The following is a 26,553-nucleotide window of genomic DNA, read 5'->3' as shown; positions in this document are numbered from 1 at the left end:
CCGGCTATGTCGCCTGCCTCGCCCAGCCAGTGCGCCAGGTTGGACCGGGTGGTGAGGGTGTCGGGGTGGTCGGGGCCGAGGATGCGTAGCTGGTCGGTCAGCAGCTGTTCGAACGCGGTTGCGGCGCCGGCCGCATCGCCTGCCTCGCCCAGCCAGCGGGCCAGGTAGGACCGCGTGGTGAGGGTGTCGGGGTGGTCCGGGCCGAGGCGGCGTTGCGTTTCCGCGGTCAGGTGGAGGAAGTGGTCGCGTGCGGCGGCGGCTTGGCCGGATTCGCCGAGGCTTTGGCCGGTGCGGTATAGCACGGCGTGGCCCTGGGGCTGGTATAGAGCGTCTTCGGCGGAATGGGTGAGGGCGTCGGTGTTGGCACGCAAGGCCTGGGCGAGGGTGGTGTCACGTTCGATGACGGGCCATGCAGCGGTCAGGGCGTCGGCGGCAGCGTGAGCGAAGCTCGCGAGCTGATCGGGCCTGAAACTGTCGCGGGTGGTGCGTTGAATGAGCTGGTGGACGCGGACGGTCTGGTGAGGGGTGTCGGGGGCGTGGTCGACGAGGCTGAGGCGGTGCAGCGCCCGAAGTGCGTCGGCTGTGTCCTGGCTTGTCACCGCGGCGGGTTCTCGGTCGGTGACAGTGTGGTGTCTGGCGAGGTGGGCGCGGGCGGGTTCACCGGTGAGGACGGCGTGGGGGATGCCGTTGGGGTCGAGCATCGCGGTGAGTTGGAGCATGGGGCGGGCCAGGCCCGCCGGGCGGATCTGGTCGGCGCGCTCGATGGACAGGGACCAGGCGGCGGCCGCGGTGGTTGTCTGGTCGTCGGGCAATGCGTCGGGTTCGGGGAGCAGGTTTGCCAGGGATCTGACCCGGTCGGACAGCCGGTGACGGTAGGTGGCGCAGTTCATGCCAGCGTCAACGAGGTACGCGGCTGCTTGGGCGAGGGCGAGAGGCAGGTATCCCAGATCGGCGGCGAGGCCGTTGAGCTGGTCGGCTGGCTCGGGGTGGCTATGCGAGGTAAGCGCTGTGGAGAGGTAGTCAGAGGCCTCAGAGGGACTGAACAGACCCACGTTGACTAGGCGGCGGCCCTGTCCGGTGAGCGCGGCATCGCGGCGCCGGGTGGTGACCAGGGTGCGGCCGCGCGGGTCGTTGGGCGGCCACAGTCCGCGCAAGGTGGCTGGGTCGCTAACGTCGTCCAAGACAATCAGCCACCGGCACGGCTCCTTGCCGGTCTTGGGCTCCAGCCAGGCCAGGAACCTCTTGGCGGCCGCCTCCGGGTCGCCATTGTCGGCCCCCAGCACCTCGGTACTGGCCTGCGCGTATCCGGCCACGACTGCGGCACGGGTGCTGGCGCTGATCCACACCAGCACGTCCACTTCCCCGTTCTCCCAGGCGGTGCGGGCGTAGTCGGCGGCCAGCTGGGTCTTGCCCACTCCGCCTGTCCCGGTCAGAACCTGGCACAGCACCGCAGTGCCTCCTCCCGCCACCACTGTCCGTAGCTGACCGACTTCGGCCCGGGGCTGGAAGAAGGAGGCCTTGGGAGGGATCACCCCGACCTGGTGCGGCCATGCCGCAGGCGTCCGCGCGGGCTGCACCACCGTGAGAGAGTCGACTGCCAGGTGTCCGCTGTTGGCGATGCCGCCTTCCCCCGCGGTGGCGTCACCGGTGCCGGCCACCTCCACCCGGGTGTTGTGCCCGGGTTTCCCCCCGCGATAGCCAGTAACCGCCGCCCCGCCATCGGCAGCCGTAGCGTTGCCAGTATCCACGGCATCCACAACCGGCTCCTCCACAGCACTGCTGTCAGCCGGTTCGGGCCCGGCGGCAACGGAGCCAGGAGCAGGAACTGGCCGGTCCTTACGCCATGTCATCGCGGACATGCCCCCATTCCCCGTGTGCTGTGGCAGTGCTTTGCTAGGTCAGCTGTAGTCGATGCCTGTGGTGGCGCTACTGCCCGGGCCGTCTGCGGTCGCATCCCCGGTCCGCTCCACGCTCGCGGAACCTCTCCCCGCGCCCTGCGGGCGCCGCACCCCCGTGGACGCCGTACCCCCACCAGTGGCCTGCGCCGTCCCGGTAGCCACAGCGGTATCCGCCGGCTCAGGAACTGTTGTGGCCGGCTGGAGCAGTGCCCATACTAGCGCGGCGACGCCGGTGGCGCCCTGGATGGAAGCGCCCACTAGCTGACCCGTATCCGGGTTGTCCAGCAGCCAAAAAAAGGGTGTCGACACGGCTAATACCGCAGCGACCGCGATGACCGTGATCTTCCCACCCCGCGACATGCCCCGCTCCTTTCCCAGCAGCAGTCGACTACCCGTCACATCTGCTGCGGCTAATTCGGACTTCGCCAATAGTCGGAACCTAACCGCTGCGAGTCGGCGGTTCCAATGAAAACAACCCGGGTTTTACCTCCGCTCCGCCGGGTCATTCCCCCAGTCGTTGGTGCTGATGATGCTGGGGCAGCCGATCGCGTTGGGGGAGGGAGCCACTTGGGGAGCCAGACGCCCCAACGGTCGGCAGCACGGCATGGACGGTCACGGATCGACTGTCGGCGTCGTCCCAGCTCAACCCGGATGCTGGTCCAGGGCGACGAGGGGGCCCACTTGGCTTACAAGCAAGATGTCACTGGTTCGATCCCAGTTGTGCCCACCCAGCAGGTTCTGCAGACACCCACTGTGATCAGTGCTCGAAGGGGCATCCGCGAACGTTCGCGGATGCCCCTTCGAGTGTGTCGGTCCCGGATGAAGGGGCCGGCGGGCTGCGGTCAGGCGTTGGGGTCGAAGGGTATGTCGTCCGGCTTGGCGCCCTCGAGGTGCGAGTTGAACGTGTCGTCCTTGATGCCGAGGGTGGCGGAGCCGAAGTCGCCCCCGGTGAGCCGGTCGCGGATGCCTTCGGGGTAGCCGTCCCAGCCCACCAGCGACGGGTACTGCCAGGTCCCCTTGTGGTTCTCAGGGGGTTCGTCCCCGTCGCTCGCGGCGCGGAAGCAGTGCGTGCTCGCTCCGTCCTTGTGGTAGACGACCTTCGGGTGGTCGCCTTCGAAGGGGATGTCGGCGCGGTTGTGGACGGTGAACCCGCCGTGGGCCGAGGTCGCCACGTACTCGACCCGGTCGTCCTTCACCCACACCACGATGTGTTCCCAGTCGTGCCGGTGGCCGGCGCTGCCTCCGCCGAGTGAGACCTGGTCCTTCTCGAAGTACGAGGCGTACACGATCCCGCACCAGCCGTTGTTGCACTTCTCGCGCGAGTAGGTGTTGGTGTTCTCCAGGTCGGACTCGTCGCGGCAGTTGCCGTTGACGTCGCCGCCCAGTTCGAGGCCTTCGTTGAGCGTCCCGTCCGGGCCGATGGCCGGAGTGGCGTAGCAGCCGTCCTTGTCGTAGTCGTAGGCGGGCTGGAACTTCCGCTCCGCCTCCCCGGCCTGGCCGGGCAGCGCGGGAGGCGGAGCGGCGTAGGCGGCGGCCGGGAAGGCGAAGACGAGTGCGACCGCGCCGGCGACGGTGCCGAGCGACCGTCGGAAGCGGCGTGAAGTCACAGGCCCGGAGGGCCGGTTGCTGCTCACTTGCATCCTCCTTGCACTTGGTGCGGACCAAGGATCTGCCACGGGCGTTCCTACCAGCGCTGCGGAGTGCCTGTCCGGGAAACGTGGTGACTCGTGTCCGCCCGGGGCGACGTCCAGTGCGCGCCGTCGAGCGCGCCGGGTGCCGCGAGCCCCGAGCGGGCCGGCCCGCAGGGCAGTCGGGGTGGTGAACAGCGGGGGTGCGGCGGCTCCGTGAGCGGGGTCGCCGTGTGTGGTGGGATGCGGCCATGACCGCACCAGTGCTCTACCTCCTCGGTACCGCCGCGCCGCCCGTACTCGACATCGGTTCTGTCGTCCGTGACGCGCGTGAGCGGGGGTGGGAGGTGTGTGTGGGTCTGACACCGACGGCACGTGACTGGCTGGGGGAGGGCGCCGGCGCGGTGGAGGAGGCGACCGGACGTCCGGTGCGCAGCGCGCCCCGCCGTCCGGACGAGCGTGACCTGTGGCCCCGTGCGGACGTCACGCTCGTGGCACCCGCGACGCTGAACACCGTCAACACATGTGCGCTGGGGCTCACTCCGCACTTCGTGGCGGCGTTCGCCGTGGAGGCGATCGGCAAGAGGTGGCCGCTGGTGATGATGCCCTCCCTGAACTCGGCGTACGCCACGCACCCGCAGTTCGGCCGGAGCGTCGAGACGCTGCGGGCGGCCGGGGTGCGGATGCTGTACGGGGAGGGCGGGTTCAGGCCGGAGCCGCCGGGGGAGGCCGACCCGGCGGTGTATCCGTGGCATCTGGCGCTCGACGAGGCGTGGTCCGTGCTGAGTTGACGGCGGTCCCGTACCGTGCGCGCGTCCGCGGCGGCGACTGAGGATGACGGCGGGCGTCCTTCCGAGTGATCCGGGCTCCGGCGGGAAGGCGTACGAAGGTGCGAGGGCCGGTGACTTTCACGGACGGGGGCGGAACCGGTGACCTTCACGGACGAGGGTGGAGGGGGCCCGCCCGGGCACCCCGCAGACCGGGACATGCCGTCGAGTTACGGAGCGCAGGATGGTGCAACTCGTGCTGTGGGACATCGACCACACGCTGGTCTCGACACCCGGAGTCAGCGGCGAGCTCTTCGGCAGAGCGTTCCGTGAGGTGACGGGCCGGGAGGCGAAGCGGCCGGAAGGGGCGCAGACCGACGCCGTCGCCTTCCGCGAGGCCGCGAGGTCGCTCGAACTCCAGGCTCCCCGCGAGGACTTCGAACGCTTCGCCGCCGCACTGGCCGAGCAGCACCTGCGGTGTGCTCCGGCCATTCGGGAGCGCGGTCACGTCCTCGGAGGCGCCGCGGCCGCGCTGAGCGGCGTCGCCTCCCTGTCCGGAGTGAGGCAGACGGTCGTCACCGGCAACGTCCGTGGCGCGGCCGAGGTCAAACTGCGTGTGCTGGGCCTGGAGTCGCAGATCGAGTGCTCCATAGGCGCGTTCGGCGAGGACGGTGACGAGCCCGCGGAGCTGATCCGGGTCGCGCTGGGGAGGGCCGCTCAGGCGCCGGGGCGTGAAGTGCCCACGGAAGAAGTGGTGTTCATAGGGGACACGCCCGCTGATGTGGAGGCGGGGCAGGCGTGCGGCGTGCGGGTCGTCGCCGTCGCGTCCGGCGGCAGCGGCGAGGACGAACTGCGCGCCGCGGGCGCCGAGGTGGTCCTCCCCGGACTCGACGACACCGAGGAGCTGCTGAAGGTGCTGGCCGACTGACGGGGCGATGTGACGTCCGGGGCGGGGGAGTTGCGCCGGAGCCCGGCGGCGGGCCCGTGCGCGCCTCGTTCCCGCTGAGGTGCAGCGGTACGTCAGCCCCGTCCGCCGGGCTGATCGCCGGGGAGCCGGGCCTCGCAGACCGCGTGCCCGTCCGAGGAGCGCCCGTCCGAGGCGTGTCCGTCCGAGGCACGACCCTCCGAGGCGCGACCCCGCTCCGTCCTGTCGCCGACCGTGACCGAGCAGCGGATGTCACCGTGGCCGCGCAGCCGTGCCCGGACGGCGTAGTACAGGGCGTCGTCCCTGAGTTCGAGGGTTCCGGTCATCGGCAGGCCCTCGCTCCGGACGTCGTGGGAGTCGCTGCCGAAGGTGGTCTCCACCCCGGCGGGGGCGGAGCCCCACACCCTGAAGACGGCCTTCGGCGGTTGCTTCTTCTCCGGCACCCGTGTGCCCTGGTCCCTCGCCTCTCCTGCGTCCGCCTGCCGGGCGACGGGCGTCTTGTCCGTGTCGCCGCCGGAGCTTCCCGCGTCGGGCCCCACGCTCCAGGCGAGGGCGGCGAGGATCGCGACACAGACGAGACCGATGACGTTCGCGGCGGGTCTTCCGCCCGTGGAGCGTCCGCGCGGACGGAGTCGCGGGGGCGGCGGGTACGGCCGCGAGCGTGCGTCCCGGCGGGGCTGCTGTCCGCTCATCATCGCGCTTCCTGACGTGTGTTGGAAAGTGGATGGAACGTGGGTGCGAGGTGGCGCTGATGTGACCGTCGGGCACACCCAAAGGTTGTGCGGCATTCAAGCAATGTCGGGGTGAGGGCGGGCAGCACGTCGACGGCTCCGCCCTCCCGTCCGCCCGCGAGGGGCGGGGACACGCCGAAGGCACGGATGCCGTGCCCAGCCGTGCGGTGTGATCACCATCTCGGTGAAGGCCGGGGGGAGAGCCCAAGCCGAGAGATGAGGGACGGATGAGACCACTGAGCCACCTTCGCGTCACCTGTCGGACCGCCCCCGCCCGCCGTACCCGCCGTGCCGCAGGCAGCGCCGCCCGAACGGGTGCCGTGCTCGCACTGGCCATGGCCACGCTCGGCATGGCGGCCACCGCGGCGACCTCCCGTTCCGCACCCGGACCGGCGGCACCGCAGCCGCCCTCCCCGATGGCCGTGGCGCCCTACCTCTCGCTGGGCTGGGGCAGCCCGCCCAGCCCCGAGAAGGTCATGGAGGCGACGGGCGTGCGCTGGTTCTCGCTCGCCTTCGTGCTCAGCAAGGGCACCTGCGAGCCGTACTGGGACGGACGCCGCCCGCTGACCGGCGGCGTCGACGAACGTACGGTGCGCGCCGTACGCAAGGCGGGCGGCGACGTCATCCCGTCCTTCGGCGGCGGGCTGGGCCACAAACTGGAGCAGAGCTGCCCGGACAAGGAGTCGCTGGCGGCGGCGTACCAGAAGGTCATCGACGCGTACGGGCTCAAGGCCGTCGACATCGACATCGAGACGGGCGCGTACCGGAGCGAGGCCGCGCAGCGGAAGACCCTCGGTGCGCTCAGCCTCGTCAAGAAGGCCGATCCGGACCTGGTCGTCTACGTCACGCTGCCCAGCTATCGCTCGGGACCCGACTCCTCCCTGATCGACCGGGCCGCGGAGATGGGCGTCGAGCCGGACGCGTGGAGCGTCATGCCGTTCTCCTTCGTGCCGTCCGCGAAGGGCGAGGACATGGGCCGCATCAGCACACGCGCCGTGGACGGGCTGAAGGACCGGTTGCGCAGCGCGTACGGCTACAGCGAGCAGGAGGCGTACGCGCACAGCGGCGTCTCCTCGATGAACGGGATCACCGGGGAGGGGGAGACCGTCACCGTGGACGACTTCCGCACCATCGCCGCGCACGCGAGGGCCAACCGGCTGGGCAGGCTCACCTTCTGGTCGGTCAACCGCGACCGGCCGTGCGGCAGCCGGCCCTACCCCGCTGAGGACTCCTGCTCCGGGGTGCCGCAGGAGCCGTGGCAGTACACACGAGTGCTGGCCCAGCACGGGCGCTGAGCAGTGCGCTGAATGCGGCACGGCGGATGCGGGGCACCGGATCGGCTTCAGAGGCCGAAGGCCGGCGCGTAGCGGACCGCGCCGGCCGGCAGTTCACCGCCGTCCAGGGAGAGCGCGAGGAAGGATTCCCGTGGCCACCGCTGCCCCGGCGGCGGTGTGATGCCGAAGTCCGCGCAGGGCGTGAAGCCGAAGCGCGGATAGTAGGCGGAGTGGCCCAGCACGACGACCGTACGCTCGTCCGCCGCCCGCGCCTCCTCCAGAGCCCGCAGGACGGCGGCGCTGCCCGCGCCCCTGCCCTGGTGCCGGGGCGGTACGGCGCAGGGCGCGAGGGCGAGGGCAGGCGTGACGCCCACGTGGCAGCGGCTCAGCAGGGCGAACCCCACGGGTTCCCTCCCGGCGAGGGCGAGGCAGGAGAACCGGGGAAGCCAGGCCCGCGGGTCCTGGCGCAGCGCGTCGACAAGATCCGCCTCCGCGGCGGACTCGAACGCGGCGAGGTTGATGCGGCGTACGGCGGCGACGTCCTCGGCGCGTCCGGCACGTTCGGTGCGTGTCGGCCAGGGTCCGGCGGGTGCGCTCATGCGGTTCATGCTGCACCTCGGGCACCGGGCACGTCACCCGTATTGCGGGTGCCGGATCCCCGGTCGCTCCCGGCGATACCCGATGGCCCCGGGTGCTGCCCGGTGGCCTCCGGGGCTCACCGGTGTGTCAGACGGGCTGGGGTGCGTCGAGGTCCGCGCCCGCCGGACCGCGCGCACGGCGTACGCCGCGTGCGTCGTCGGAGCGCCCCGTGCTGCCGGCCGCCTCCGCGCCGTCCTCCGGTGGTTCGCTCCCCGAACGCGGCCTGCGCCGCATGACGTACGCCGCCAGCGTGCCCGCCGCGAAGAGCGCCAGCACGGAGACCGCCGTACCGAGCCAGGAGGCGCCCAGCCAGCGGCCGCCGAAGTATCCGAGCCCCACGGCGTAGACCGCCCAGGTCAGTCCGGCCAGCGCCGACCAGGGGAGGAAGTCCTTGGCACGCCGGTGCGCCGCCCCCGCCGTGAGGCTGACGACGGAGCGGCCCGCGGGTGCGAAGCGTGCCAGCACCACCAGCGCGCCTCCGCCCGCCGCGAGCGCCTGCCCGGCCTTCTCCTGTGCCGCGGTGAGACGGCGGGAGCGGGCGAGGGCGCGGTCGAAGCGCGTTCCGCCGCGCTTGGCGAGCCGGTAGGCGAAGAGGTCACCCACGACGGAGGCGGTGGCCGCGCACAGCACCAGGGCGATCATCTCGGGGAGATGGGGCGATTCGGCGGCCCGCCGTGCGTGGCTGGGCAGGTCGGCGGCGTCCGCGGCGGTGGTGCCCGCGACGGCGGTGGCCGCGGCGACGACGAGGACGCCGCTCGGCAGCAGGGGAACGAAGACGTCCAGCAGGACGGAGACCGCGATCACCCCGTATATCCATGGGGATCCGGTCACCGACCCCAGGATGTCCAGCACTCGCTCCCCCGTTCGTCCCCTGAACAGGCAGCTCATCCACGTACTCAACTGCCCACCGACAGCGTACGCCTGGGCGTTGCGGGAGGGGCGTTCGAGGTGTGCGGGATCGATCTCAGGTCTGTCTCGGCTGCGTCACGGCCGTTGTGTCGGGGCGGAAGCGGCAGGCCAGCCCCGTGCCGGTGGCCGCCCGTCCGGCGTGGGGGGAAGTGACGAGGCCGGCCCGCCGGTTGACGACCCGGATGGCCCCGACGGCCGGATGCCCCCGACGACCCCGACGCTCAGGACGACCCCGACGCTCAGGACGGCCCGGACGGCCCCGACGGGGGCGGCACCAGCAGGCGTCGCAGGACCCGGTCCAGCCGCGAACCTGTGCCGCGGCCCTGACCGGGAACCCCTCCGGGGCTGTCGGCGCCCTCCGGCACCGCCCGCGCCTGCTCCAGCGACAGTTCGGCCGAACGGCCGCGCAGCCGGAGCGTCATGATCTGGTTGCCGAACCAGGGGCCGCCCGCGCGCGCCCACTTCACCGGCGGCTTCGCCGTACGTCCGTGGCGGGCCAGAGCCCTGCCCAGCCAGCGACCGGCGGGGCTCCAGCCGAAACGGAAACCGGCCCGTATCACCGCCGGGATGCTGTTGTGCATGGGCGAGCATGTCAACTGCAGAACCCGCGAGTTGACCGGCTGCGGGAAGCGGGGCTCACTGATGTAGGCGTGGTGGACGTCCCCGGAGAGCACGCACACGCTCGCGGGCGCGTCGGGCGAGCCGGCGACCTCGCCGATGGCTTCCGTCAGCGCGTCGAACGAACGGGGGAAGGCCGCCCAGTGCTCCAAGTCGGCGGCGCGGCGCAGCCGTTCGCCCAGCCGCGCCCAGCGCGGGCCGCGGGCGCCCCGGCACAGTGCCGCGTTCCACGCCTCGGCGTCGTGGATCGCGGGCGGCAGCAGCCAGGGCAGCGAGGTGCCGACGAGCAGATGGTCGTAACCGCCGTCCCCTCCGGCGCGGTCCGGGCCGGAGGGCCCGGGGACCGGCGCGGGGGCGTGCGCGGCGGCGTCGAAGGACAGGCCCCGCTCGCCGCGCTCGCCCTGTTCGCCGCGCCTGCCCTGTTCGCCACCGAGGCCGGAGAGCATCTGCTCGCGCAGCCACGCCAGTTCCTTCTCGTCGAGCATCGCGCGCTGCTGCTCGTCCAGCACGCGTCCGGCACGGGTGTCGATCATCAGCAGGCGCACCCTGCCGAAGTCCCGGCGGTAGCTCCAGCGCACGGTCTCCGGGTCCGTGTCCGCGCGGTGGGCGAACTCGCGCAGCACCGCCGTGCCGTCCCCGGCGGCGCGCACCGCGGCGAACGTCGGATCCTCGGCGAGCTCGCCCGGGGAGAGGTTGCCCAGGTGCTGGTAGACCCAGTACGACGCCAGGCCGCTCAGTATGCGCTCACGCCACCATCCGCTCGCCCGCATCTCGCTGCGCCAGGAGTCGCTGGTGTTCCAGTCGTCTATCACGTCGTGGTCGTCGAAGATCATGAAACTGGGCACGGTCGAGAGGAGCCAGCGCACTTCGGGGTCGAGCCAGGACTCGTCGTAGAGGACGGTGTACTCCTCGAAGTCGGCGACCTGCTGCCAGGGCGGCTCGGACAGGTCGCGCTTCTCGGCGAGTTTCCCGCGCACCGGTTCGGAGGTCTCGTCCGCGTACACCTGATCGCCGAGGAGCAGCAGGACGTCGGGGCGTTCACCTCCGGCGATGGCGCGCTGGGCGAGGGAGTCGAGCGCGTCGGGCCCGATCGCGTCGTGCGAACTGGCGGCGGGGCGGGCGGCCCAGCGGCAGGAACCGAAAGCGACGCTGACGTCGCCGGAGTCGGGCGCGGGGGTGCGGATCGTACTCAGGGGGAGAGGGGAGCCCGGTTCGGGCCAGACCTCCTCGCCGTCGAGGAGGAGACGGTAGGGGGTCTCCGTGCCGGGCTCCAGGCCCACGACGGTGATCAGCGCGTAGTGGTGGCCCGAGACCTGCCAGGTACGGGCGCTGCCGCCGGCGCTTCCGGTGTCGCAGCGGACCTCCGCCTCGCAGGGGGCGTCGGTCTCGATCCAGACCGTGGCGGTGTCCTCGTCGACGTAGCGCAGCAGCGGTCCCAGGCGCAGCCTGACCATGGAAGTTCTCCCTCCGTCGTCCCGCACGCTACGGAACGACCGGGGTGATCGGCGAGTGCCCGGGGCCCGGAGTGGCGCTCTGTGCCCGATTCGTGTTCCTGGAGCATCAATCCGTGATGTGAGCACCGCTCTGTGCGCGCTCACGGTCAGCGGTGTCCGGGCACCCTCATTCCGCATGTCTCTGCGGGGTGACGGCCGCGGGCGCCGGCGCGGCGGCAGCGGTCCCGTCGTGGGCGGTGCTCGCGCCCGCACGTGCTGCTCCGCAAAGAGAGCACCGCTCCGGAACCGCTCCGCCGCGCGAGGGGGAGAGACGGGTTCCGGAGCAGTGCTCTACGCCGTGAACAGGGGTCTGTCCGTCAGCAGGTGCCCAGGGCCTCCGAGAGAGCGCTCTTCTCGGCCGAGTCCGCGGTCATGTCGTAGGTGTCCTTCACCCAGATCCACATCCGCGCATAGGTGCAGTGGTAACCGGTGGCCGGAGGCATCCACTCGGCCGGGTCCCGGTCGCTCTTCGACTGGTTCACGTTGTCCGTGACCGCGAGGAGCTGCGCCACGTCCATGTTGTTGGCGAACGCCTCCCGTTCGCTCTCGGTCCAGCTGCTGGCGCCGGACTTCCACGCCTCGGCGAGCGGCACCATGTGGTCGATGTCGACGTCCGAGGGGTCGGTCCAGGACTCCCCGTCGTAGGGGCTCTCCCAGGTGCCGCTCGTGGGGTAGCAGTCGCTGCCCGTCTCGACGCCGGTGCCGTCACGCTTGAGTACGGCCTCGCGGGTGTCGCAGCTGTCGCCCTGGTCGATCCAGTGCGGGAACTTGTCGCGGTCGTAGCCGTCCGAGGAGCCTTCGGCCTCCTCGGTCAGCCCTTCGAGCATGGTCTGGGCCTCGGCGGCGCTGGGGGGCGCCGGCGGTTCGGCCTGGGCGGTGCCGGTGCCGTTGACGAACAGCAGCAGCCCTGCCAGCGGCGCGGCGAGAGCGGCGGTGATGACCGACTTGCGTCGACGCGCGTAGAGACTTGTGCGTATGCGCTCCTGCATACGAACTCCCTCGTTGTGGGGGGATATTGCGAGGTTTGCACCTCGTACGGTCTTACGTTGCCGGCGCCGGGTTGCCGGAAGGCGGGCGCCGGGTAACAGCGTGACGACGTGTTCACGTCACATCAAGACCCTGGCTGTGACCGGCCGTTGTTCCCGCGGCTCCGGGCGAGCTGCATCGCACCTTCCGTCCCTTTCTCCTCGCTGCGCCTCACTCGCCGCGATCCGCACCTTCTGCGCCGCTCCGCCTCCTCGCCGTCCGGTGCCGTGCCACGCTTCCTCCCGCCGTACGGCTGCGGACCAACTCGCCGCCGTACACCCGAAGACCGGCAGATGTGACCGGCCTCGGGTTGCCGGCTGCCCCTGCCCGGTGCGAGCGGCGGGCGCCGCGCACGCGCCCGCGCTCCCGCCCCCGCGCATTCCGGCCGCGAAGAAGCCGCGGAGTGTGGGACTTGTCACTCGTCCCGGTCTCCTCGGTCGCGCGGGCCGCCGAGCGGTCCCGCCGCCGCGCCCGGTAGCCTTGCGCGCAGCAGAAGGGGAGTAGCTCTTCGCCGGACCGTCGACACACTGGGCTCGTGCCTGTCGCGCCGTCACCGCCTCGTGCGGTGCCGCCGCAGGTGACCGGGCCCCGGCGCCCGGAGCGCGGCACCTCGGACAGGCGGCACCCCCGCCCTGTCGTCACCGTCGCGCCAGCGAGACCTTCGGCAAGCAGCGTCCGTCCTGTACGACGCTGCCGTGCCGGGGTGTGCGCTGCGTCGGTACGGCAGCCCTGTCCCAGAGGAAAACTCCGTGATCAGCTTCTCCGTCGCCGCCGTCGTCTTCGGCGTCGTCTTCCTCGCCGAACTGCCCGACAAGACAGCCCTCGCCGGGCTGATGCTGGGCACCCGCTACCGCGCCTCGTACGTCTTCGCGGGTGTCGCCGCGGCGTTCGTGCTGCACGTCGTACTGGCCGTCGCCGCGGGCAGTGTTCTGACGCTGCTTCCGCACCGCCTCCTCCAGGCCGTCGTCGGTCTGCTCTTCCTCGCGGGCGCCGTCACGCTGCTGCTGAAGAAGGACGCGGAGGAGGAGGGGCCCGCGAAGGCACCGGCCGACCAGTCCTTCTGGAAGGTCGCCTCCAGCGGCTTCATGCTCATCCTGGTCGCGGAGTTCGGCGACCTCACCCAGATCATGACCGCCAACCTCGCGGCGCGGTACGACGATCCGCTCTCGGTCGGCCTCGGCGCCGTCCTCGCGCTGTGGGCGGTGGCGGCTCTCGGCATCCTCGGGGGGCGCACCCTCATGCGGTTCGTGCCGTTGAAGTGGATCACGCGTGTGGCGGCGCTGCTGATGCTCGCCCTCGCGGGGTTCAGCCTGTACGAGGCGGTCGCGCCGTAGCGCAACGACAGCGGGCACAGCGGCAATCCGCCCTGCTCGTACGGCTTTTCGGACCTCGGCCGACCGAGTCGAACATCGACCGCGTAAGGTGCACGGCTGGACAGTCACTGGCGATTCGGGTGGTGCGGTCGCGCACGGGGTGCGGCGGCGAAGCCCAGGGGAGGGGCCGGTATGACGACGCACAGGTGCTGCCCGGGATGCGGCGCGGAACAGCCCGCTCACGGGGGGACGTCGTGCGGCTGCGTGGGTCCGTTCACGGCCGATCACGTCGACCCCATGCACATACGTCCGTACGTGGACCTGCCGGAGGCCGAGTTGGCGGGGGTTCACTCCCCGGACCTCGAACCCTTCGCGCGCTGCGGCACGGAGGAGACCGCTGAACTGCACGCCGTTCTCCCGCCCGAGCAGCCGCCCGCTCAAGAAGGCGGCGAGGCGCGGCAGTCACCCGCCCCGCGCGACGGGGGCCGCAGGAGCAAGAAGTCCCGTGCGGGCTCCCGGAGGGCATCCCGCGCGCCAGGCCTGCCGCCTGCCTCCGAGGTGCCCGGCGCGACGGCCCGGCCCGTCCCGCGGGAGAAGGCAGCCGCAGGCGGCAGGCGCCGAGGGGGCACGGCCGCGCTCGCGGCAGCCGGCGTCGCGGCGGCCCTCGGCGCCGGTCTGCTGACGACCCAGTCGCTGACGGGCGACAAGGGCACCGGCGACGATCGGAACCTCAGCGCCGACGACCGGACGTTCACCGACGTCCCCAGCGGCGGACCGACCGAGGAACCCTCCCGCCCGGAGACGGGCGAGCGCGGCGACAAGCCCGCCCCGGCCCCCTCCCGTACCGCCACCGGAACGCCGCGCGCCGCCCGTGACGGCGACGAGCACACGTCGCGGGACGCCGTCCCGCCGGCCGGCTCCTCCTCCGCCCCGAGCCGCTCCGGCGACTCGGGAGAGCGCGGCCGGGAGGGTGAGCGCGGACGTGACGGAGGCCGGGACGGAAGCAGGGACCGTGACCGCGACAGGCCGCGCCCGCCCCAGCGGCCGGAGCAGCCGGGCGGTCCGACGCTGCGCGTGGGTGACACCGGCACGGAGGTCGTCGAGCTGCAGCGCCGCCTCAAGCAGGCCGGAGCACTCCCGCAGGACGCGCCGGAGGACGGTGTCTACTCACGGGACGTCCAGCGGGGCGTCGCCCGGTACCAGGCCGCGCGCCAGGTGCGCGGGGACGACTTCGGCGAGTACGGGCCGAACACCCGCTGGGCGCTGGAGTCGCACACGGCGGGGTGAGGCGGGAGCAGGTGCGGGTGTCGGGGGCCGTGGGACGCGCCTGTGGACCGCGCCTATGGACCGCGTCTGTGCCGTCCGCGTGTGTGCGGTCGCATGTGCGCCGGCCGGGGCGGTCGTCCGCCGCCGGTCGTCCGCCGCAGGTCGTGTGTTGCCTGTCGTCCGCGGCCAGTCGCGTGCCGGCGGTCGTGCAATCCCGTCGTGTGCAAGCCGGTCGTGTGACTGCGAGTGCTCGCGGGCACTGGCGCGTTCGCCGGGTTCTTTGTATCGTGGAGAAACAAAGTGGTCCCGCCCGTTCCCCCTGAGCCGTGTGGCCCAGGGGGAGCCCGACCTGACGGATGGGCATCCCTGACCGGCGGGCGGGACCACCTTGTTCCTTCTCGTACGAACAGGGAGCACGCACGTCATGCCCGGACCGCGACCCGGTCTCACCGCCCGGGGCCTGCTGCTCGACATGGACGGCACACTGCTCGACTCCGACGCGGTCGTCGAACGTGTCTGGACGGACTGGGCCGAGTCCAAGGGCGTGGACCCGGCCGAGGTGCTGCGGATCGCGCACGGCCGTCAGGGACACCTGACCATGGCCGACGTCTTCCCGGACCGCCCCACGGAAGTCAACCACGCGGAGAACCGCGAACTTCTGGCGCGGGAGACACGCGAGGTCGACGGCATCGTCCCCGTCGGGGGAGCCGCCGTTTCCTGGCGGCCGTTGAGCGGGTGCCGCACGCCCTGGTGACTTCCGCCGACACCGGCCTCGCCACCGCGCGTATGAACGCCGCCGGACTGCGCGTGCCGGACCTCCGTGTCACCGCGGAATCCGTGAGCGCCAGCAAGCCCGACCCGGAGGGCTTCCTCAAGGGCGCGGCCGAACTCGGCCTCACCCCGGACGAGTGCGTGGCCTTCGAGGACTCCGGCGCGGGCATCGCCGCGGCCCGCGCGGCGGGCATGCGGGTCGTGGGGGTCGGCGCACGTGCGGCGGCGTACGGGCCCACGGTGCACGTCGAGGACCTGACCGCGCTCGTCGTCGAGCCCCTCGCCGGCGGCGAAGTGCGCCTGAGCTTCGGGGACCGGGCCCAGAGCCCGGGATGAAGGCGTGAGCAGGCCCGGACTGAAGGTCCTCACGCCTCGGTCCGCCTGCCTGGCGGAGACGGTGCCCGAACCGGAGCCTCCGGAAGGCTCGTTCTCCAGTGCGCCCGCCACCGGTGACGTGGCCGGGCGGCCGCGGCGCTCCAGCGTCCGCACACCGGGTACGCACAGCACCGCGCCGGTGAGAGAGGTCGCCTTCGTGGGTCAGCCGGGCTTCGGGCCCTCCTGCTGGACCACTTCGAAGGTCCACAGGGTGGAGTCCGTCGCCGCGGGCGCGGGCCGCTGTGCGGTTGCGCCCTCGGTACCGCCACCGGTACCGGCATCGGCGGCGTCCTCACCGGGCTTGCCGGCGTCCGGCTTGGCGTCGCCGCCGTGAGCGCGCCTGCCGGAGCCCTCCATCCACGCCTGGAAGTCCTCCTCGCTGCGCCAGCGCGTGTAGACGAGGTACTGGTCGGTGCCCTCCAGGGGACGCAGCAGCTCGAACCACTCGAAGCCGTCCGAGCTCTCGACGGTGCCCGCACGGGCGCCGAACCGCTTCTCCAGAACCTCGCGCTGATCCGCGGGGACGGTCAGGGCGTTGATTTTGACGATGCTCATGCACCCCATCCTGCCGCACCGCCGCCGCGTGCCCTTGCGCCGGTTCCCCCGCGCCCGGCTGGAGAGCGCGCACGGGATATTCAATGGTGCGAATGTGGTCAACATTGTTGGGGGTGCTTTGACGGGGGGACATGGATCTAGCCGAAGCCAACTTCGCCGGCCTTCTCACGGGGATTGGCGTCCCGGGTCTGTGTGAAGCTGGCGCTGCCGCAGTGTCCGCCCCTGCGGGTGGCAGCCTCGCTGGTCCTGCGCTGCCGTTCTGCTCCATGATCGGCGCAGCTGCTGGGACCTACGTATCAGAGAATTACAACTGGTCATGGCACATTCGGGGCGGCTTCGCCGACCGCCCCGAATGTGGACGGAGGTGAATATGGACAGGAAGAAGCGTATATTTCGCGCCGTCGGCATGGTCGAGGTTTTTCTCGGGTTGCTGTTGGCCGTCTTCGTTATTTCTGATGTAGTCAAAGGCAGGGGTTTCACCGTGGTGACTCCGTTCGCGATTCTGTTTCTTGCGGCAGGGCCTTTCCTTCTCTTTCAATCCCGAAGGTAGCGATGACTGAGTCTTACTTTGCTCTTGCCGACAAGTGGGCTGATCGAAGCTCGACGGTCACCACCTGGGGGTTCATCTGTACCGGCGTCGCCCTCGTCCTCATTTGGCTCATCTATCGGAAACGGTAGCGCGGATAATCCAGCGGCACGCCGAGCCAGGATTGTTCTCACGAACCCGATGTTGGGCACCCAGGCTGTTCCCAAAATCCTGTTAATGGACGATCAGCCCTGCCCGGCAGGCAGTGCGCAGACACCGCGCAGCCCTCGGGCGGCGTCACCTTCAGCATCGGCGAAACCACGAAAAGGAATGGGAATCATGCGCCTTCTGCGCACTCGCGCTGCGCCGGTCGCTGTGTCTCTCGGGACGGGGTTGCTGCTTGGTCTGGCGGGGTCCCTTCGCCGGAAAATGGGAAAATCCAGTCGGCGTCGCCGTGAGTACCGCTTTCTCCGGTGGCTGGTCGTGGGTCTGCTACGCATTCTTGGTGGGCTATTTCCGTCGATCCAAAATTGAATCCGCCTTGCTGGCATCTCTGGGGTTGGCCATAGGTGTAGTCGCATACTACATATTCAAAGACATGAGCCCCGCCCTTCCGGACGGCGTGAAGTCCGTCTCCACTCCGGCCGGAATGGGTTCCGGCGCCTCCGGTGGAGTGGTTTCCTCTCAGATGTTCGTGTGGGGAACGGCGGCTTTCATTCTCGGAGCTCCGGCAGGGTTCCTGGGCAATTTGGCACGGATCCCCGGTGCCTCCGGCCTCGGCTTCCGACTGGTCGTTCCGTTCGTAGCCTTTTACGAGACCTCGATGCGGCTGTCCGTGGAGAGTGACGGGCAGGGTCAGGTTGTCGGAATGACGTGGGACGTCATCCGATTCGCCGCCGGCGCTGTTGCGTTGGCTCTGGTGGGCCACACGATCTGGAGTTGGTGGCACGGTCGACGTACGCACACACGCTCAGAAGCGGTGTGAACAGGGTGCGTGCCGCCCCCTCCGGTGCCCGCAGGGCGAATCCCGGTGGGCGTCACCGGCAGACAGGTGCAAGCATGCCCGTCATGTCCTCCGCCGCCCCCGCACCCGCCGGAACAGCGAACGGTGACCACTCCGTGCCCGCCCGCTCCTGATCACTTCATGTGCGTGGCTCGGCACACACGTTGATTTTGACGATGCTCATGCCGCCCATCGTGCCGTACCGCTCGTCAGGGGACGAAGCCGACCGGTGCCTCGAACGCGGCCCGGCGCGTCGCGCGGCGGAGCGCACGCAGCACCGTGCCGCCGAGTGTGAGGACGAGCACGACCGTCAGCACGGCACGCGGTACGTCCCAGCCGAGGGAGGTGGCCAGGACGTACGCCGCGTAGCGCGTGAGGTTGTCGGCCAGGGGGTCGCCCGGCACGAAGGAGACGCCGGAGGTCAGCCCCGCGATGTACGGCCAGCCCTGGAGGTTCATCACCAGTCCGTACATCAGCGCCGCGAGGGCGCCGTAGGCCGCCAGCATCAGCAACTCCCGCCGCCCCCGCAGCCGTTCGGCCCCCGGGAGCAGCCCGGCGCCCATCGCGACCCAGCCCATGCTGAGCATCTGGAAGGGCATCCACGGCCCGGCGCCGCCCGTGAGCAGCGCACTGGCGAACATCGACAGTGCGCCCAGTACGAAGCCGAAGCCCGGGCCCAGCACGCGGCCGGACAGCACGATCAGGAAGAACATCGGCTCCAGACCGGCGGTTCCAGCGCCGAGAGGTCTGAGGGCCGCGCCGGCCGCCGCCAGTACGCCCAGCATCGCGACGGCCTTCGCGTCCATCCCGGCGTCGGCGATCGTCGCCACGACGACGGCCAGCAGCAGCGGCAGCAGTGCGGCGAACAGCCAGGGCGCGTCGCGGGAGTGGGCCAGGCCGGAGGCCGAGTCGGCCAGCAGCGGCCAGCCGAAGGCGACGACGCCGCTGGCGCTGGTGAGCGTGAGTGCCGCCACGGAGCGGGGGCCGAGGCGCAGGGCCCGGGGGGTGCCGCGTCGCGTACGGGCGGGCCGCGGCGGCGTCTTCACTTCGGCGTTCACTGCCGTCTCCTCTCGTCCGGTCCGCCAGGCGAGGCCGAACCGTCCGGGCCGCCCTGGTCGTCAGGCGCGTCCTGCGCGTCCTGCGTGTCCCGCGCGGCCGGTGCGGCGTGCCGCGCCTCGTGCAGGGCGGAGGCCACCTGCGGGACGGTCAACCAGCGTGCGGGCGCCAGCACTTTGGACACCTGCGGTGCGAAGGCGGGGGAGGAGGTGACGACTTGGGCGGTGGGGCCGTCGGCGACGATCTCGCCCTGGGCGAGGATGACGACCCGGTGTGCCGACTCGGCGGCCAACTCGACGTCATGGGTGGCCAGGACGACCGCGTGACCCTCGTCCGTGAGGGTGCGCAGGATGCCGACGAGGGCGGACTTGGCCGCGTAGTCGAGGCCGCGGGTCGGTTCGTCGAGCAGGACCAGCGGCGGACGGGCGGTGAGGACGACGGCCAGTGCCAGCGCCAGTCGCTGCCCCTCCGACAGGTCACGGGGGTGGGTGCCGTCGGCCACGTCGGGGAGCAGCGCGGCGACGAGGGCGCGGCACGTGCCCGGTTCGGCGCCGGCGTCCTCGTCGGCGGTGGAGCACTCGGCGGCGACGGTGTCCGCGTACAGCAGGTCACGGGGTTCCTGCGGTACGAGGCCGACGTGCCGCAGGAGGCGTCCGGGCCGGGTGCGGGAGGGTGCCAGGGCGTCGGCGCCGCCGACAGTGACGGTCCCGGAGGCGGGTTCGTGCAAGCCCACCAGGGCGCCCAGCAGCGACGACTTGCCCGCGCCGTTCCTGCCCATCAGGGCCACCGTCTCTCCGGCGCGCAGCGTGAGATCCACCTCGTGCAGGGCGGTGACGGTGCCTCGCCGCAGGGAGAGTCCGGCGACCTCGGCGAGCGGACCCGTGCGGGGTGCGGGCTCGGGTGCGGCCGCAGGCCCGTCCCCGTCCGGGGGGCGAGGGGGAGGGGAACTGCGCGGTGTCCGGGGGCGGGTGGCGGCACGGATGCGGTCCAGGAGCCGGGGCCGCGAAGCGGCCGGCGGAGGCTGCCCGCCGGGAGCGGCTGTCCGGGGCGGTGCTCCTGCCGCGTCCGTGTCCGCGTCCGTGTCCGCGACCGCGTCCGTGGTGGCCGAACTCGCGGCGGCCGCTGTAGGGGTGGCCGTGGCGGCGGCCGGAGCGGCGGTGGCGGCCGCCAGTTCGGCGCGCAGCGGCCCGGCCCTGCGCCGGGCGTCCCGCACCGACAGCGGCAGCGGCGACCAGCCGGCCAGCCGGCCGAGCGCGACCACGGGCGGACGGACGGGCGAGAGGGCCATCAGTTCGGCGGGAGCGCCCAGCCGGGCCGCGGCGCCGGGCTCCGGAAGCAGCAGCACCTGGTCGGCGTACTGCACGACCCTCTCCAGCCTGTGCTCGGCCATCAGAACTGTCGTGCCGAGGTCGTGCACGAGCCGTTGGAGCACGGCGAGCACCTCCTCGGCGGCGGCCGGATCGAGTGCGGACGTCGGCTCGTCCAGGACCAGCACCCGGGGGTGGGGTGTGAGCACCGAGCCGATCGCCACGCGCTGTTGCTGGCCTCCCGAGAGGGTCGCCAGGGGACGCTCGCGCAGTTCGTTGAGGCCGAGCAGGTCGAGCGTCTCCTCGACGCGTCGGCGCATCGTGCCGGGAGGCAGGCCCAACGACTCCATGCCGTAGGCGAGTTCGTCCTCGACGGTGTCGGTGACGAAATGCGCGAGCGGGTCCTGGCCGACGGTGCCGACGACGTCTGCCAGTTCGCGCGGCTTGTGCGCACGGGTGTCGCGTCCGGCGACGGTGACGCGGCCGCGCAGGGTGCCGCCGGTGAAGTGCGGCACGAGACCGCACACGGTTCCCAGAAGAGTCGACTTGCCGACACCGGAGGGGCCGACGAGCAGACACAGTTCGCCCTCGGGTATCTCCACATCCAGGCCGCGCACCGCGGGCACGCCGGCAGCGGTTGCCGTGGCCTCGTAGTGGACCGACACCTGCTCGAAGCGGATCACTGTGCGCTCTCCTCGGAATCGGACGGGAAATTGGACGGGGATTCGGAGGGGGATTCGGACGGGGACGCACGCGGAGGCGTGGGCGCGCACCGAGACGCGGGCGGGGATGCCGCCGGAGCTGCGGGCGCGGCCTGTGACGAGGACGGGGACGGGGACGGTGACGAGGACGGCGACCGGCGCGGCGCCGGAGGCGCCGGAGCGGCACGGGCTGCGGGTGCGGGGAGCGGCGCCACGAACGCCGGCACCAGACCGATGAGCAGGCCCGCCGCGGGCCACAGTGGAAGGTCCGGCGCCGTCAGCGGCACAGCGGGCGGATTCAGCGCCTCCGGGAAGGCTCCGCCCGCCGCCACCAGCACGGCACCGACCGCGACCCCCGAGGCGGCCACCGACCAGGCGCGCCCGCCCCAGCGTTCGGGACGGTAGCGGGTACGGACGCTGCGCCGCCCGCCCAGTCGCAGCCCCACCAGCGCCAGCACCACGCCGCCCAGCAGCACCGGCAGTCCGTAGGCGGCTCCCTGTGCGGCGAGCAGCGTGTACGAACCCGCGCACACGCCCAGCAGCCCGCCGAGCGTGAGGAGGGTGGTGGTACGGCGTACGGCGGCGGGAACGGAGGCGCTGCGCCCGTAGCCCCGTGCGTCCATCGCGGCGGCCAGGGCGACCGAGCGCTCCAACGCGCCCTCCAGCACCGGCAGTCCGACCTGGAGCAGCGCCCGTACGCCCTTGTCGGGACGTCCCCGCAGGCGGCGCGCGGCGCGGAGCCGCTGGACGTCGGCGACGAGGTTCGGCGCGAAGGTCATCGCGACGACCGCTGCGACTCCGGCCTCATAGAGCGCGCCGGGCAGTGCTTTCAGCAGCCGGGCGGGATTGGCCAGGGCGTTCGCCGCGCCCACGCACACGAGCAGCGTGGCCAGCCGCAGACCGTCGTAGAGCGCGAACAGCATGCCCTCGGCGGTCACCCGACCGCCGATCCGTACGCCCCGTGCCCACTCGGGCAGCGGCAACTCCGGCAGGGTCAGCAGCACTTGGCTGCCGGGGACGGGGGAGCCGAGGAAGAAGGCGAAGAACAGCCGGATGACGAGGACGGCGAGTCCGAGCTTGAGGAACGCCCCGTAGGAGCGGGCCCAGGGCGCGTCCGTACGGCGCGCGGCGACGACGTAGCCGGCGACCGCGCACAGCAGCATGAGCAGCAGCGGGTTCGTCGTGCGCGACGCGGCTGTGGCCAGGCCGAGCGCCCACAGCCACCACGCACCGGGGTGCAGGGCCGTGCCTCGTCTCGCCTCGGGTGCACGGAGGCGAGACGAGGCACGGTTCCGGTCCAGGGTGCGGTGGTGTGCCCGCCCGGCGGTCCGGACCGGCACGTGCCTGTCCGGGCCGGGAGCGGAACGGGCGGAGCGGCGGCCGGTCATGAGGTTCACCCGCGGCGGCGGCGTGACTGCCGAACGGCCGCGGCGGCGAGCAGCGCGACGGCCGCACCGCCCGCCGCGACGCCCGCGACGGGGCCGAGAGCGCCGTCCCCCTCACCGCCGTCGTCCGCGGACGCGCCGCCGCCGTCGCTGGAGTCGTCCGCACCGGTTCCGCTGCCGCCGTCCTGGTCGGCGCCCTTGCCCGCGTCCTTGTCCGCGCCCTTGACCATCTCGCCGCAACCACGCCTCGGATAGCCGTCGATGGCGCAGAGCAGCGCGGAGGAGTCGTAGCGCAGCGGCTCGGCGACCGAGGCCAGCGCCTCGGCGGCGGTGGCGTCCTCGGCGACGGATGCGCAGGCGGCGCGTGCCTCAGGGGGCCGCTCCTCGCCGGGTGCGTCGGCCGGGGTGCCGAAGTCGATGCCGATCGCGACGCGTTTGCGGTCCTTCTCCGTCTCCGTACGCGCGCACGCCTTCTCGAACTCCACGTCCGCGCGCGGTTTCGCCGCGTCCCCGGAGTCCTCGCTGAGGGAGAAGCGGAAGCCGAGCACGTCGCCGTCCCCGGGGCGCAGCACGGACGGTCCCTCGGTCGCGTACGACCAGGACCCGCCGCTTCCGTCTCCCTCCCAGAAGGACCAGTACCGGTAGCTGTCCGCGTCCCGTGCCTGAGCCGCTTGAGCCTGCGCCTCCCGCCCCGCCGCCTGCGCCGGGGCGGCCTCCCGCGCCGTGGCGCTGCCCGGCACCGCCGCCGCCAGCAGCGCGAGCAGGCCGGCCCCGAGGACGCGGCGCACCGTCAGCGGCGCCCTCACAGACCCTGCCGCTTCCGGCGGCCGCTGAGCAGGAAGCCGACTCCGGCACCGGCGGTGAGACCCGCGCCGACCAGGGACCAGGTCAGCACGGAGCTGTCCTCCTTCTCGCCGGAGGACCCGGCGGAGTCTCCCGAACCGCCCGGCATACGGGCCGGTTCGGGGCCCGTGGCGTTGAGGCGCTTCAGCAGCCCGGTGCCCTTCAGCGTGGCCGCGTCGCCTCCCGTGGCGTGCACGGCGAGCATGACGCCGCCGATGGCGGCGGGGTCGTCCCCGGACTTGTCCCAGGAGTCCAGCTCCTCGCCCAGCCAGTTCAGGGACTCCTTCGCCTCGGTGCGGTGGCCGCCTGCGGCGAGCGCGATGACCGCGTCGGCGGTGTTCGCGTAGTCGGGGCCGCTCTCGGCGCCCGGTGTCGCGGACTTCAGGTGCCCGCCGTTCTCGTCGAGCACGGACGCGAGGTAGGCGGCACCCGCCTGCGCGGCACGCTGCGGGCTGCGGCTCTCCCCGGCCTCGTCGCCGCCCTTGTCGCTCTCGCCGCCCGCGCCGCACTCCAGCGGCTTCAGCGGCTTCGAAGAACCGCCGCTCTCACCGTTGTCGTCGTTCCCGCTCTTCTCGCTGTCCCCACCGTCCCCACCGTCCTGCCGGGCCAGCAGACCCCTGCCGTGCCCGGCGAGCGCGGCTGCTGCCGTGGCGTCGTCGTTCGCGGCGAGTCCGTCCTTCTCGCCGGGCTGGTAGGCGAAGGCGCCGCGCTCCTTCTTCTCCGCGTCGCAGCCGAGCTGGAGCGCGGCGAGCGCGTCGTAGGGGGACTTCCCGTCCTTGAGCGTCTTCCCGGGCTGCTTGCCGGCCGCCGCGAAGGCGCCGATGACGACGGACACGGAGTTGGCGTCCGAGGGGCTGCCGGGGTTGTATCCCCAGCCGCCGTCCTCGTTCTGCACGGAACGCAGCCACGCGAGGGACTCGTCCACCGTCCCGTCGCGTCCGCCGGTGGCGGACAGCGCCTGTACGGCCGCCGCGGTGGCGTTGGTGTCGCCAGGGGTCTTCTCCGGGTCGCACGGGGTGCTGGGCGAGGCGCGGTATGCGGTGAAGGAGCCGTCGGCGCACTGCTGTCCGGCGAGCCACTTCACGGCCTTCGCCGCGGGCGTGGCACCGGCGGCCTTCTGTGCGAGGAGTGCGACGGACTGCCGCCAGACCCCGTCGAACTTGGGGTCGGCCGTGCCGTACAGCCCGGCCGGCAGCTTCGCGCCCTTGTCATCCTTGGCGCCCTTCGCGTCGTCCGTGCCCGCGGCGAGGGCGGCCCGTATCTGCCCGCCGGAGCCGTGAGCGGAGCCGGGACCGGAGTCGTGACCGGAGGCAGAGGCCGCAGCGGACGCCGCCGGTGCTGTGACGGCGCAGAGGGCGGTGAACGCGGCCAGGGCCGCGGTTCTCCGGCGCAGGATCATGGGGGTGCCCTTTCGGTGAGCGGTCCGCAGCCGTGCACGGCCGTCCCGCCCGCGTGCGCGTCCGAAGACGCTGCCACTCTGCGGCACACCCGGCTCAGCTCCGTAAACCTCGACGGTGGGAGCCGTGGTCCCCGCCGCCTGGCGGGGCCCCGGCTCCACGAGCCATGCCTCCGGCCGGGTGCTCCGGCTCACGGGCCCGCGCGCCTGCTTCGCATGCACGGACGCCGCTCACGGTTGCGGGTCAGCGCCGGAATCTCACCGGCTTCCCTCGGACGACGGCTGAACCGCCACTCTAGCTGGCCGCCTCGGGGGCCCTTCCTTCGACGAACGCGAAGCGGTCCGGGAAGGTCAGGCGGCCGTCCGCCCCGGTACGGGCAGTGCGGGCGATCTGCCCGAGTCCGTCGGCGAGTTCGGCGTCGGAGAAGGTGGAGAGCACGGACATCCAGCGGCCCTCGACGAGCCGCCGCCAGTGGCCGGGGTCGACGTTCACGGGGAACTCGTCGTAACCGGTACGGGCTTCGAGGCCGCCCGCACGCAACGCCGCCTCTATATCGCCCGGTTCGGGCTGGTTCGCGGCGAATCTGTGCAGCGCCTCCGGGAAGAGCGGGTACTCCAGCTCCGGCGGCAGCGTGACGATGAGAATGCGTCCGCCGGGCAGCAGCCGCTGCGCGAGCCCCGTGAGTGTGCCGGGCAGGTCCGAGAAGTGGTGCACGGCCTCCTTGATGACGATCGCGTCGAAGTCCGTACGTGGCAGGGCGCCCTCCTTCAGAACCCCGCGGGCCAGCTCCTCGGCCGTGGCGCGTACGGGCAGCAGGCGGGGGTCGTCCGGCAGCTGGTCGAGCATGGGCTGGGAGGGGTCGACGCATGTCAGGGGGGTCTCCGGCGTGGCGTACTGGAGGAGGCGCCTGAGGAAGAGCCCGGTGCCCGCGCCGATGTCGGCGATCCACTCCCCGTGCCGCAGGTCCAGCCGGGAGTTGATCTGTTCTTCCATCCAGTCGAGGTACTCGGGCCGGTGGGCCCAGGTGGAGTCGTAGGTCTCCGCGAGGTGCGAGTAGTGGTGTTCGAGGTGCTGATCCACTGCTGCGCGGCCACCTTCCTGCGCATCGGCAAAGCTGAGCGACGGGGGAGGGCCGGGGTGGCCCCCGGGCAACACGCCCTACCCGACTTCCCGCCGCTCACACGGTCTGCGGCGGCTCTCGTCCGCTCTCGTCCGCAGCGGCTCACGTCCGCGGCGGTTCACGTGTGAAGTGTGCCGCCTCGCGCGACCCGGAAATCGTTCAACGATCGCCCCGGCCCGGCCGGGCGCGTCACGGTGGCGGGCGGGACCGCCTCTGATCCGCAGGGGTCCGGCCGCCCGGTTCAGTCCGGCTGCTCCGGATACGCCTCGATCACCTGCCGCCGGGAGTCCTCCAGGTAGAAGCCCAGCTTGCGTTCCGCCCCCGCCGCGTCCCCCGCCTCCAGCGCGGTGAGGATCTCGCGGTTGCGGGAGAGGTAGGGCTCGTAGAAGCGGCGGGGGTCGTCCATGACGTGGAAGGCCAGCCGCAGCTCGGCCAGGACGCCGCGCATCAGGTCGTCCGTGCGCTCGCTGCCGGCGAGACCGGCGACGGCCTGGTGGAAGTGGATGTTGGCGGTGCCGCAGTCGTTCCACTCGTTCTCGCGTGCCGCCCGCTCGCCGTCCGTGACGGCGCTCGCGACGCTCTCCAGGGGGTACGGAGGTTCCTCCAGGCCCCGGATGGCGGCGCACTCGACGAGATTGCGCACGCGGTAGATGTCGGCGATGTCCGCGGCGGACAGGACGCGGACGAACGCGCCCTTGTTGAGCCGGTGCACCAGCAGCCGTTCGTGCGTCAGCAGCCGGAACGCCTCACGGAGTGTGTTGCGCGAGACACCGAGGGCGTTGCCGATGCGCTCCTCGGAGAGCCGCACGCCGGGCAGGAAGAACCCCTGTGCGATACGTTCGCGCAGGATGCCCGCGACCCGCTCGGCCGTACTGGTGCGGCCCAACAGGGCACGGTCGGCGGTGAGTTCGGACAACTCCGAGCCGGAGTCGGTGTCGGCGGCCATGGTGCTCTTCCCTCGGGATGTGGTCCGCCAAGTGAAACCCAGAAAGCAGTACGAGACAACATACCCCTTGCCGTATTGTTC

Annotated in this window: 20 protein-coding genes, 1 pseudogene and 1 riboswitch; of the genes and pseudogenes, 6 read left to right on the top strand and 15 right to left on the bottom strand. The window is 72.1% G+C overall.

From position 1 onward, the window contains the following. The coding region (locus H343_RS34650; protein ID WP_486587091.1) for a tetratricopeptide repeat protein at positions 1-1,757 on the bottom strand (1,757 nt) is incomplete at its 3' end. A 983-nt stretch (positions 1,758-2,740) separates the two neighbouring features. After that, a complete protein-coding gene (locus H343_RS0128015; RefSeq protein WP_078506172.1) occupies positions 2,741-3,538 on the bottom strand; it encodes an NPP1 family protein in 798 nt (265 codons plus the stop codon). Between the two features lie 239 nt (positions 3,539-3,777). Between H343_RS0128015 and H343_RS0128010 the strand changes: the two genes are divergently transcribed. After that, positions 3,778-4,317: a flavoprotein gene (locus H343_RS0128010; RefSeq protein WP_028433815.1), complete on the top strand. Its 540-nt coding sequence runs from the start codon at positions 3,778-3,780 to the stop codon at positions 4,315-4,317. Between the two features lie 220 nt (positions 4,318-4,537). Continuing rightward, positions 4,538-5,221, top strand: a complete 684-nt coding sequence (locus H343_RS0128005) for a haloacid dehalogenase-like hydrolase (protein ID WP_028433814.1) — start codon at positions 4,538-4,540, stop codon at positions 5,219-5,221. Between the two features lie 92 nt (positions 5,222-5,313). Here the strand turns inward: H343_RS0128005 and H343_RS36190 are convergent, their stop codons facing one another. Continuing rightward, on the bottom strand, positions 5,314-5,913 hold the full coding sequence (locus H343_RS36190) for a hypothetical protein (protein ID WP_051266279.1): 600 nt from the start codon (positions 5,911-5,913) through the stop codon (positions 5,314-5,316). A 263-nt stretch (positions 5,914-6,176) separates the two neighbouring features. Between H343_RS36190 and H343_RS33360 the strand changes: the two genes are divergently transcribed. Further along, on the top strand, positions 6,177-7,244 hold the full coding sequence (locus H343_RS33360) for a chitinase (protein ID WP_486587090.1): 1,068 nt from the start codon (positions 6,177-6,179) through the stop codon (positions 7,242-7,244). 47 nt (positions 7,245-7,291) lie between these two features. Here the strand turns inward: H343_RS33360 and H343_RS0127990 are convergent, their stop codons facing one another. The 4 genes from H343_RS0127990 to H343_RS0127975 all read right to left on the bottom strand — a co-directional run bounded on the left by H343_RS0127990 (position 7,292) and on the right by H343_RS0127975 (position 11,871). Further along, positions 7,292-7,822, bottom strand: coding sequence for a GNAT family N-acetyltransferase (locus H343_RS0127990; RefSeq protein WP_037905519.1), 531 nt, complete (start codon positions 7,820-7,822; stop codon positions 7,292-7,294). Between the two features lie 127 nt (positions 7,823-7,949). Then, positions 7,950-8,714 (bottom strand): VTT domain-containing protein, encoded by a 765-nt coding sequence (locus H343_RS33355; protein WP_078506171.1) that lies wholly within the window; start codon positions 8,712-8,714, stop codon positions 7,950-7,952. A gap of 296 nt (positions 8,715-9,010) precedes the next feature. Next, on the bottom strand, positions 9,011-10,843 hold the full coding sequence (locus H343_RS33350) for an alkaline phosphatase D family protein (protein WP_078506170.1): 1,833 nt from the start codon (positions 10,841-10,843) through the stop codon (positions 9,011-9,013). A 356-nt stretch (positions 10,844-11,199) separates the two neighbouring features. Beyond that, positions 11,200-11,871: an HNH endonuclease family protein gene (locus tag H343_RS0127975; protein ID WP_028433812.1), complete on the bottom strand. Its 672-nt coding sequence runs from the start codon at positions 11,869-11,871 to the stop codon at positions 11,200-11,202. A gap of 786 nt (positions 11,872-12,657) precedes the next feature. Between H343_RS0127975 and H343_RS0127970 the strand changes: the two genes are divergently transcribed. The 3 genes and pseudogenes from H343_RS0127970 to H343_RS33340 all read left to right on the top strand — a co-directional run bounded on the left by H343_RS0127970 (position 12,658) and on the right by H343_RS33340 (position 15,594). Beyond that, positions 12,658-13,242 carry a TMEM165/GDT1 family protein gene (locus tag H343_RS0127970; protein WP_028433811.1) on the top strand — a complete coding sequence of 195 codons (585 nt, stop codon included), beginning with the start codon at positions 12,658-12,660 and terminating at the stop codon, positions 13,240-13,242. Between the two features lie 276 nt (positions 13,243-13,518). Continuing rightward, positions 13,519-14,508: a peptidoglycan-binding domain-containing protein gene (locus H343_RS33345; protein WP_158679636.1), complete on the top strand. Its 990-nt coding sequence runs from the start codon at positions 13,519-13,521 to the stop codon at positions 14,506-14,508. 403 nt (positions 14,509-14,911) lie between these two features. Then, positions 14,912-15,594: pseudogene (locus H343_RS33340) on the top strand (HAD-IA family hydrolase). A gap of 201 nt (positions 15,595-15,795) precedes the next feature. Here the strand turns inward: H343_RS33340 and H343_RS0127955 are convergent. The 8 genes from H343_RS0127955 to H343_RS0127915 all read right to left on the bottom strand — a co-directional run bounded on the left by H343_RS0127955 (position 15,796) and on the right by H343_RS0127915 (position 26,472). After that, entirely contained in the window at positions 15,796-16,188 is a 393-nt protein-coding gene (locus tag H343_RS0127955; RefSeq protein WP_028433810.1) for an antibiotic biosynthesis monooxygenase family protein, read from the bottom strand. Positions 16,189-17,926: 1,738 nt separating this feature from the next. Then, positions 17,927-18,775, bottom strand: coding sequence for an ECF transporter S component (locus tag H343_RS0127945; RefSeq protein ID WP_486587089.1), 849 nt, complete (start codon positions 18,773-18,775; stop codon positions 17,927-17,929). Next, the gene (locus H343_RS33335) at positions 18,772-20,763 is read right to left on the bottom strand and encodes an ABC transporter ATP-binding protein (protein ID WP_078506169.1); all 1,992 of its coding nucleotides are present in this window, start codon (positions 20,761-20,763) and stop codon (positions 18,772-18,774) included. The genes H343_RS0127945 and H343_RS33335 overlap by 4 nt, the downstream gene beginning before the upstream one ends. After that, positions 20,760-22,169 (bottom strand): CbiQ family ECF transporter T component, encoded by a 1,410-nt coding sequence (locus tag H343_RS33330; RefSeq protein ID WP_078506168.1) that lies wholly within the window; start codon positions 22,167-22,169, stop codon positions 20,760-20,762. The genes H343_RS33335 and H343_RS33330 overlap by 4 nt, the downstream gene beginning before the upstream one ends. Before the next feature lie 5 nt (positions 22,170-22,174). Then, on the bottom strand, positions 22,175-22,972 hold the full coding sequence (locus H343_RS0127930) for an SCO2322 family protein (RefSeq protein ID WP_051266269.1): 798 nt from the start codon (positions 22,970-22,972) through the stop codon (positions 22,175-22,177). After that, entirely contained in the window at positions 22,969-24,408 is a 1,440-nt protein-coding gene (locus H343_RS0127925) for an SCO2321 family membrane protein (protein ID WP_028433807.1), read from the bottom strand. The genes H343_RS0127930 and H343_RS0127925 overlap by 4 nt, the downstream gene beginning before the upstream one ends. A gap of 177 nt (positions 24,409-24,585) precedes the next feature. After that, positions 24,586-24,676, bottom strand: a riboswitch (cobalamin riboswitch). A gap of 24 nt (positions 24,677-24,700) precedes the next feature. Further along, a complete protein-coding gene (locus tag H343_RS0127920) occupies positions 24,701-25,486 on the bottom strand; it encodes a class I SAM-dependent methyltransferase (RefSeq protein WP_028433806.1) in 786 nt (261 codons plus the stop codon). 281 nt (positions 25,487-25,767) lie between these two features. After that, on the bottom strand, positions 25,768-26,472 hold the full coding sequence (locus H343_RS0127915; protein ID WP_028433805.1) for a GntR family transcriptional regulator: 705 nt from the start codon (positions 26,470-26,472) through the stop codon (positions 25,768-25,770). Between the last annotated feature and the right edge of the window lie 81 nt (positions 26,473-26,553).

Source organism: Streptomyces sp. TAA204, assembly GCF_000424965.1.
Note: the sequence above shows the minus strand (reverse complement) of the source record. Positions and strands in the feature narration are given on the sequence as shown.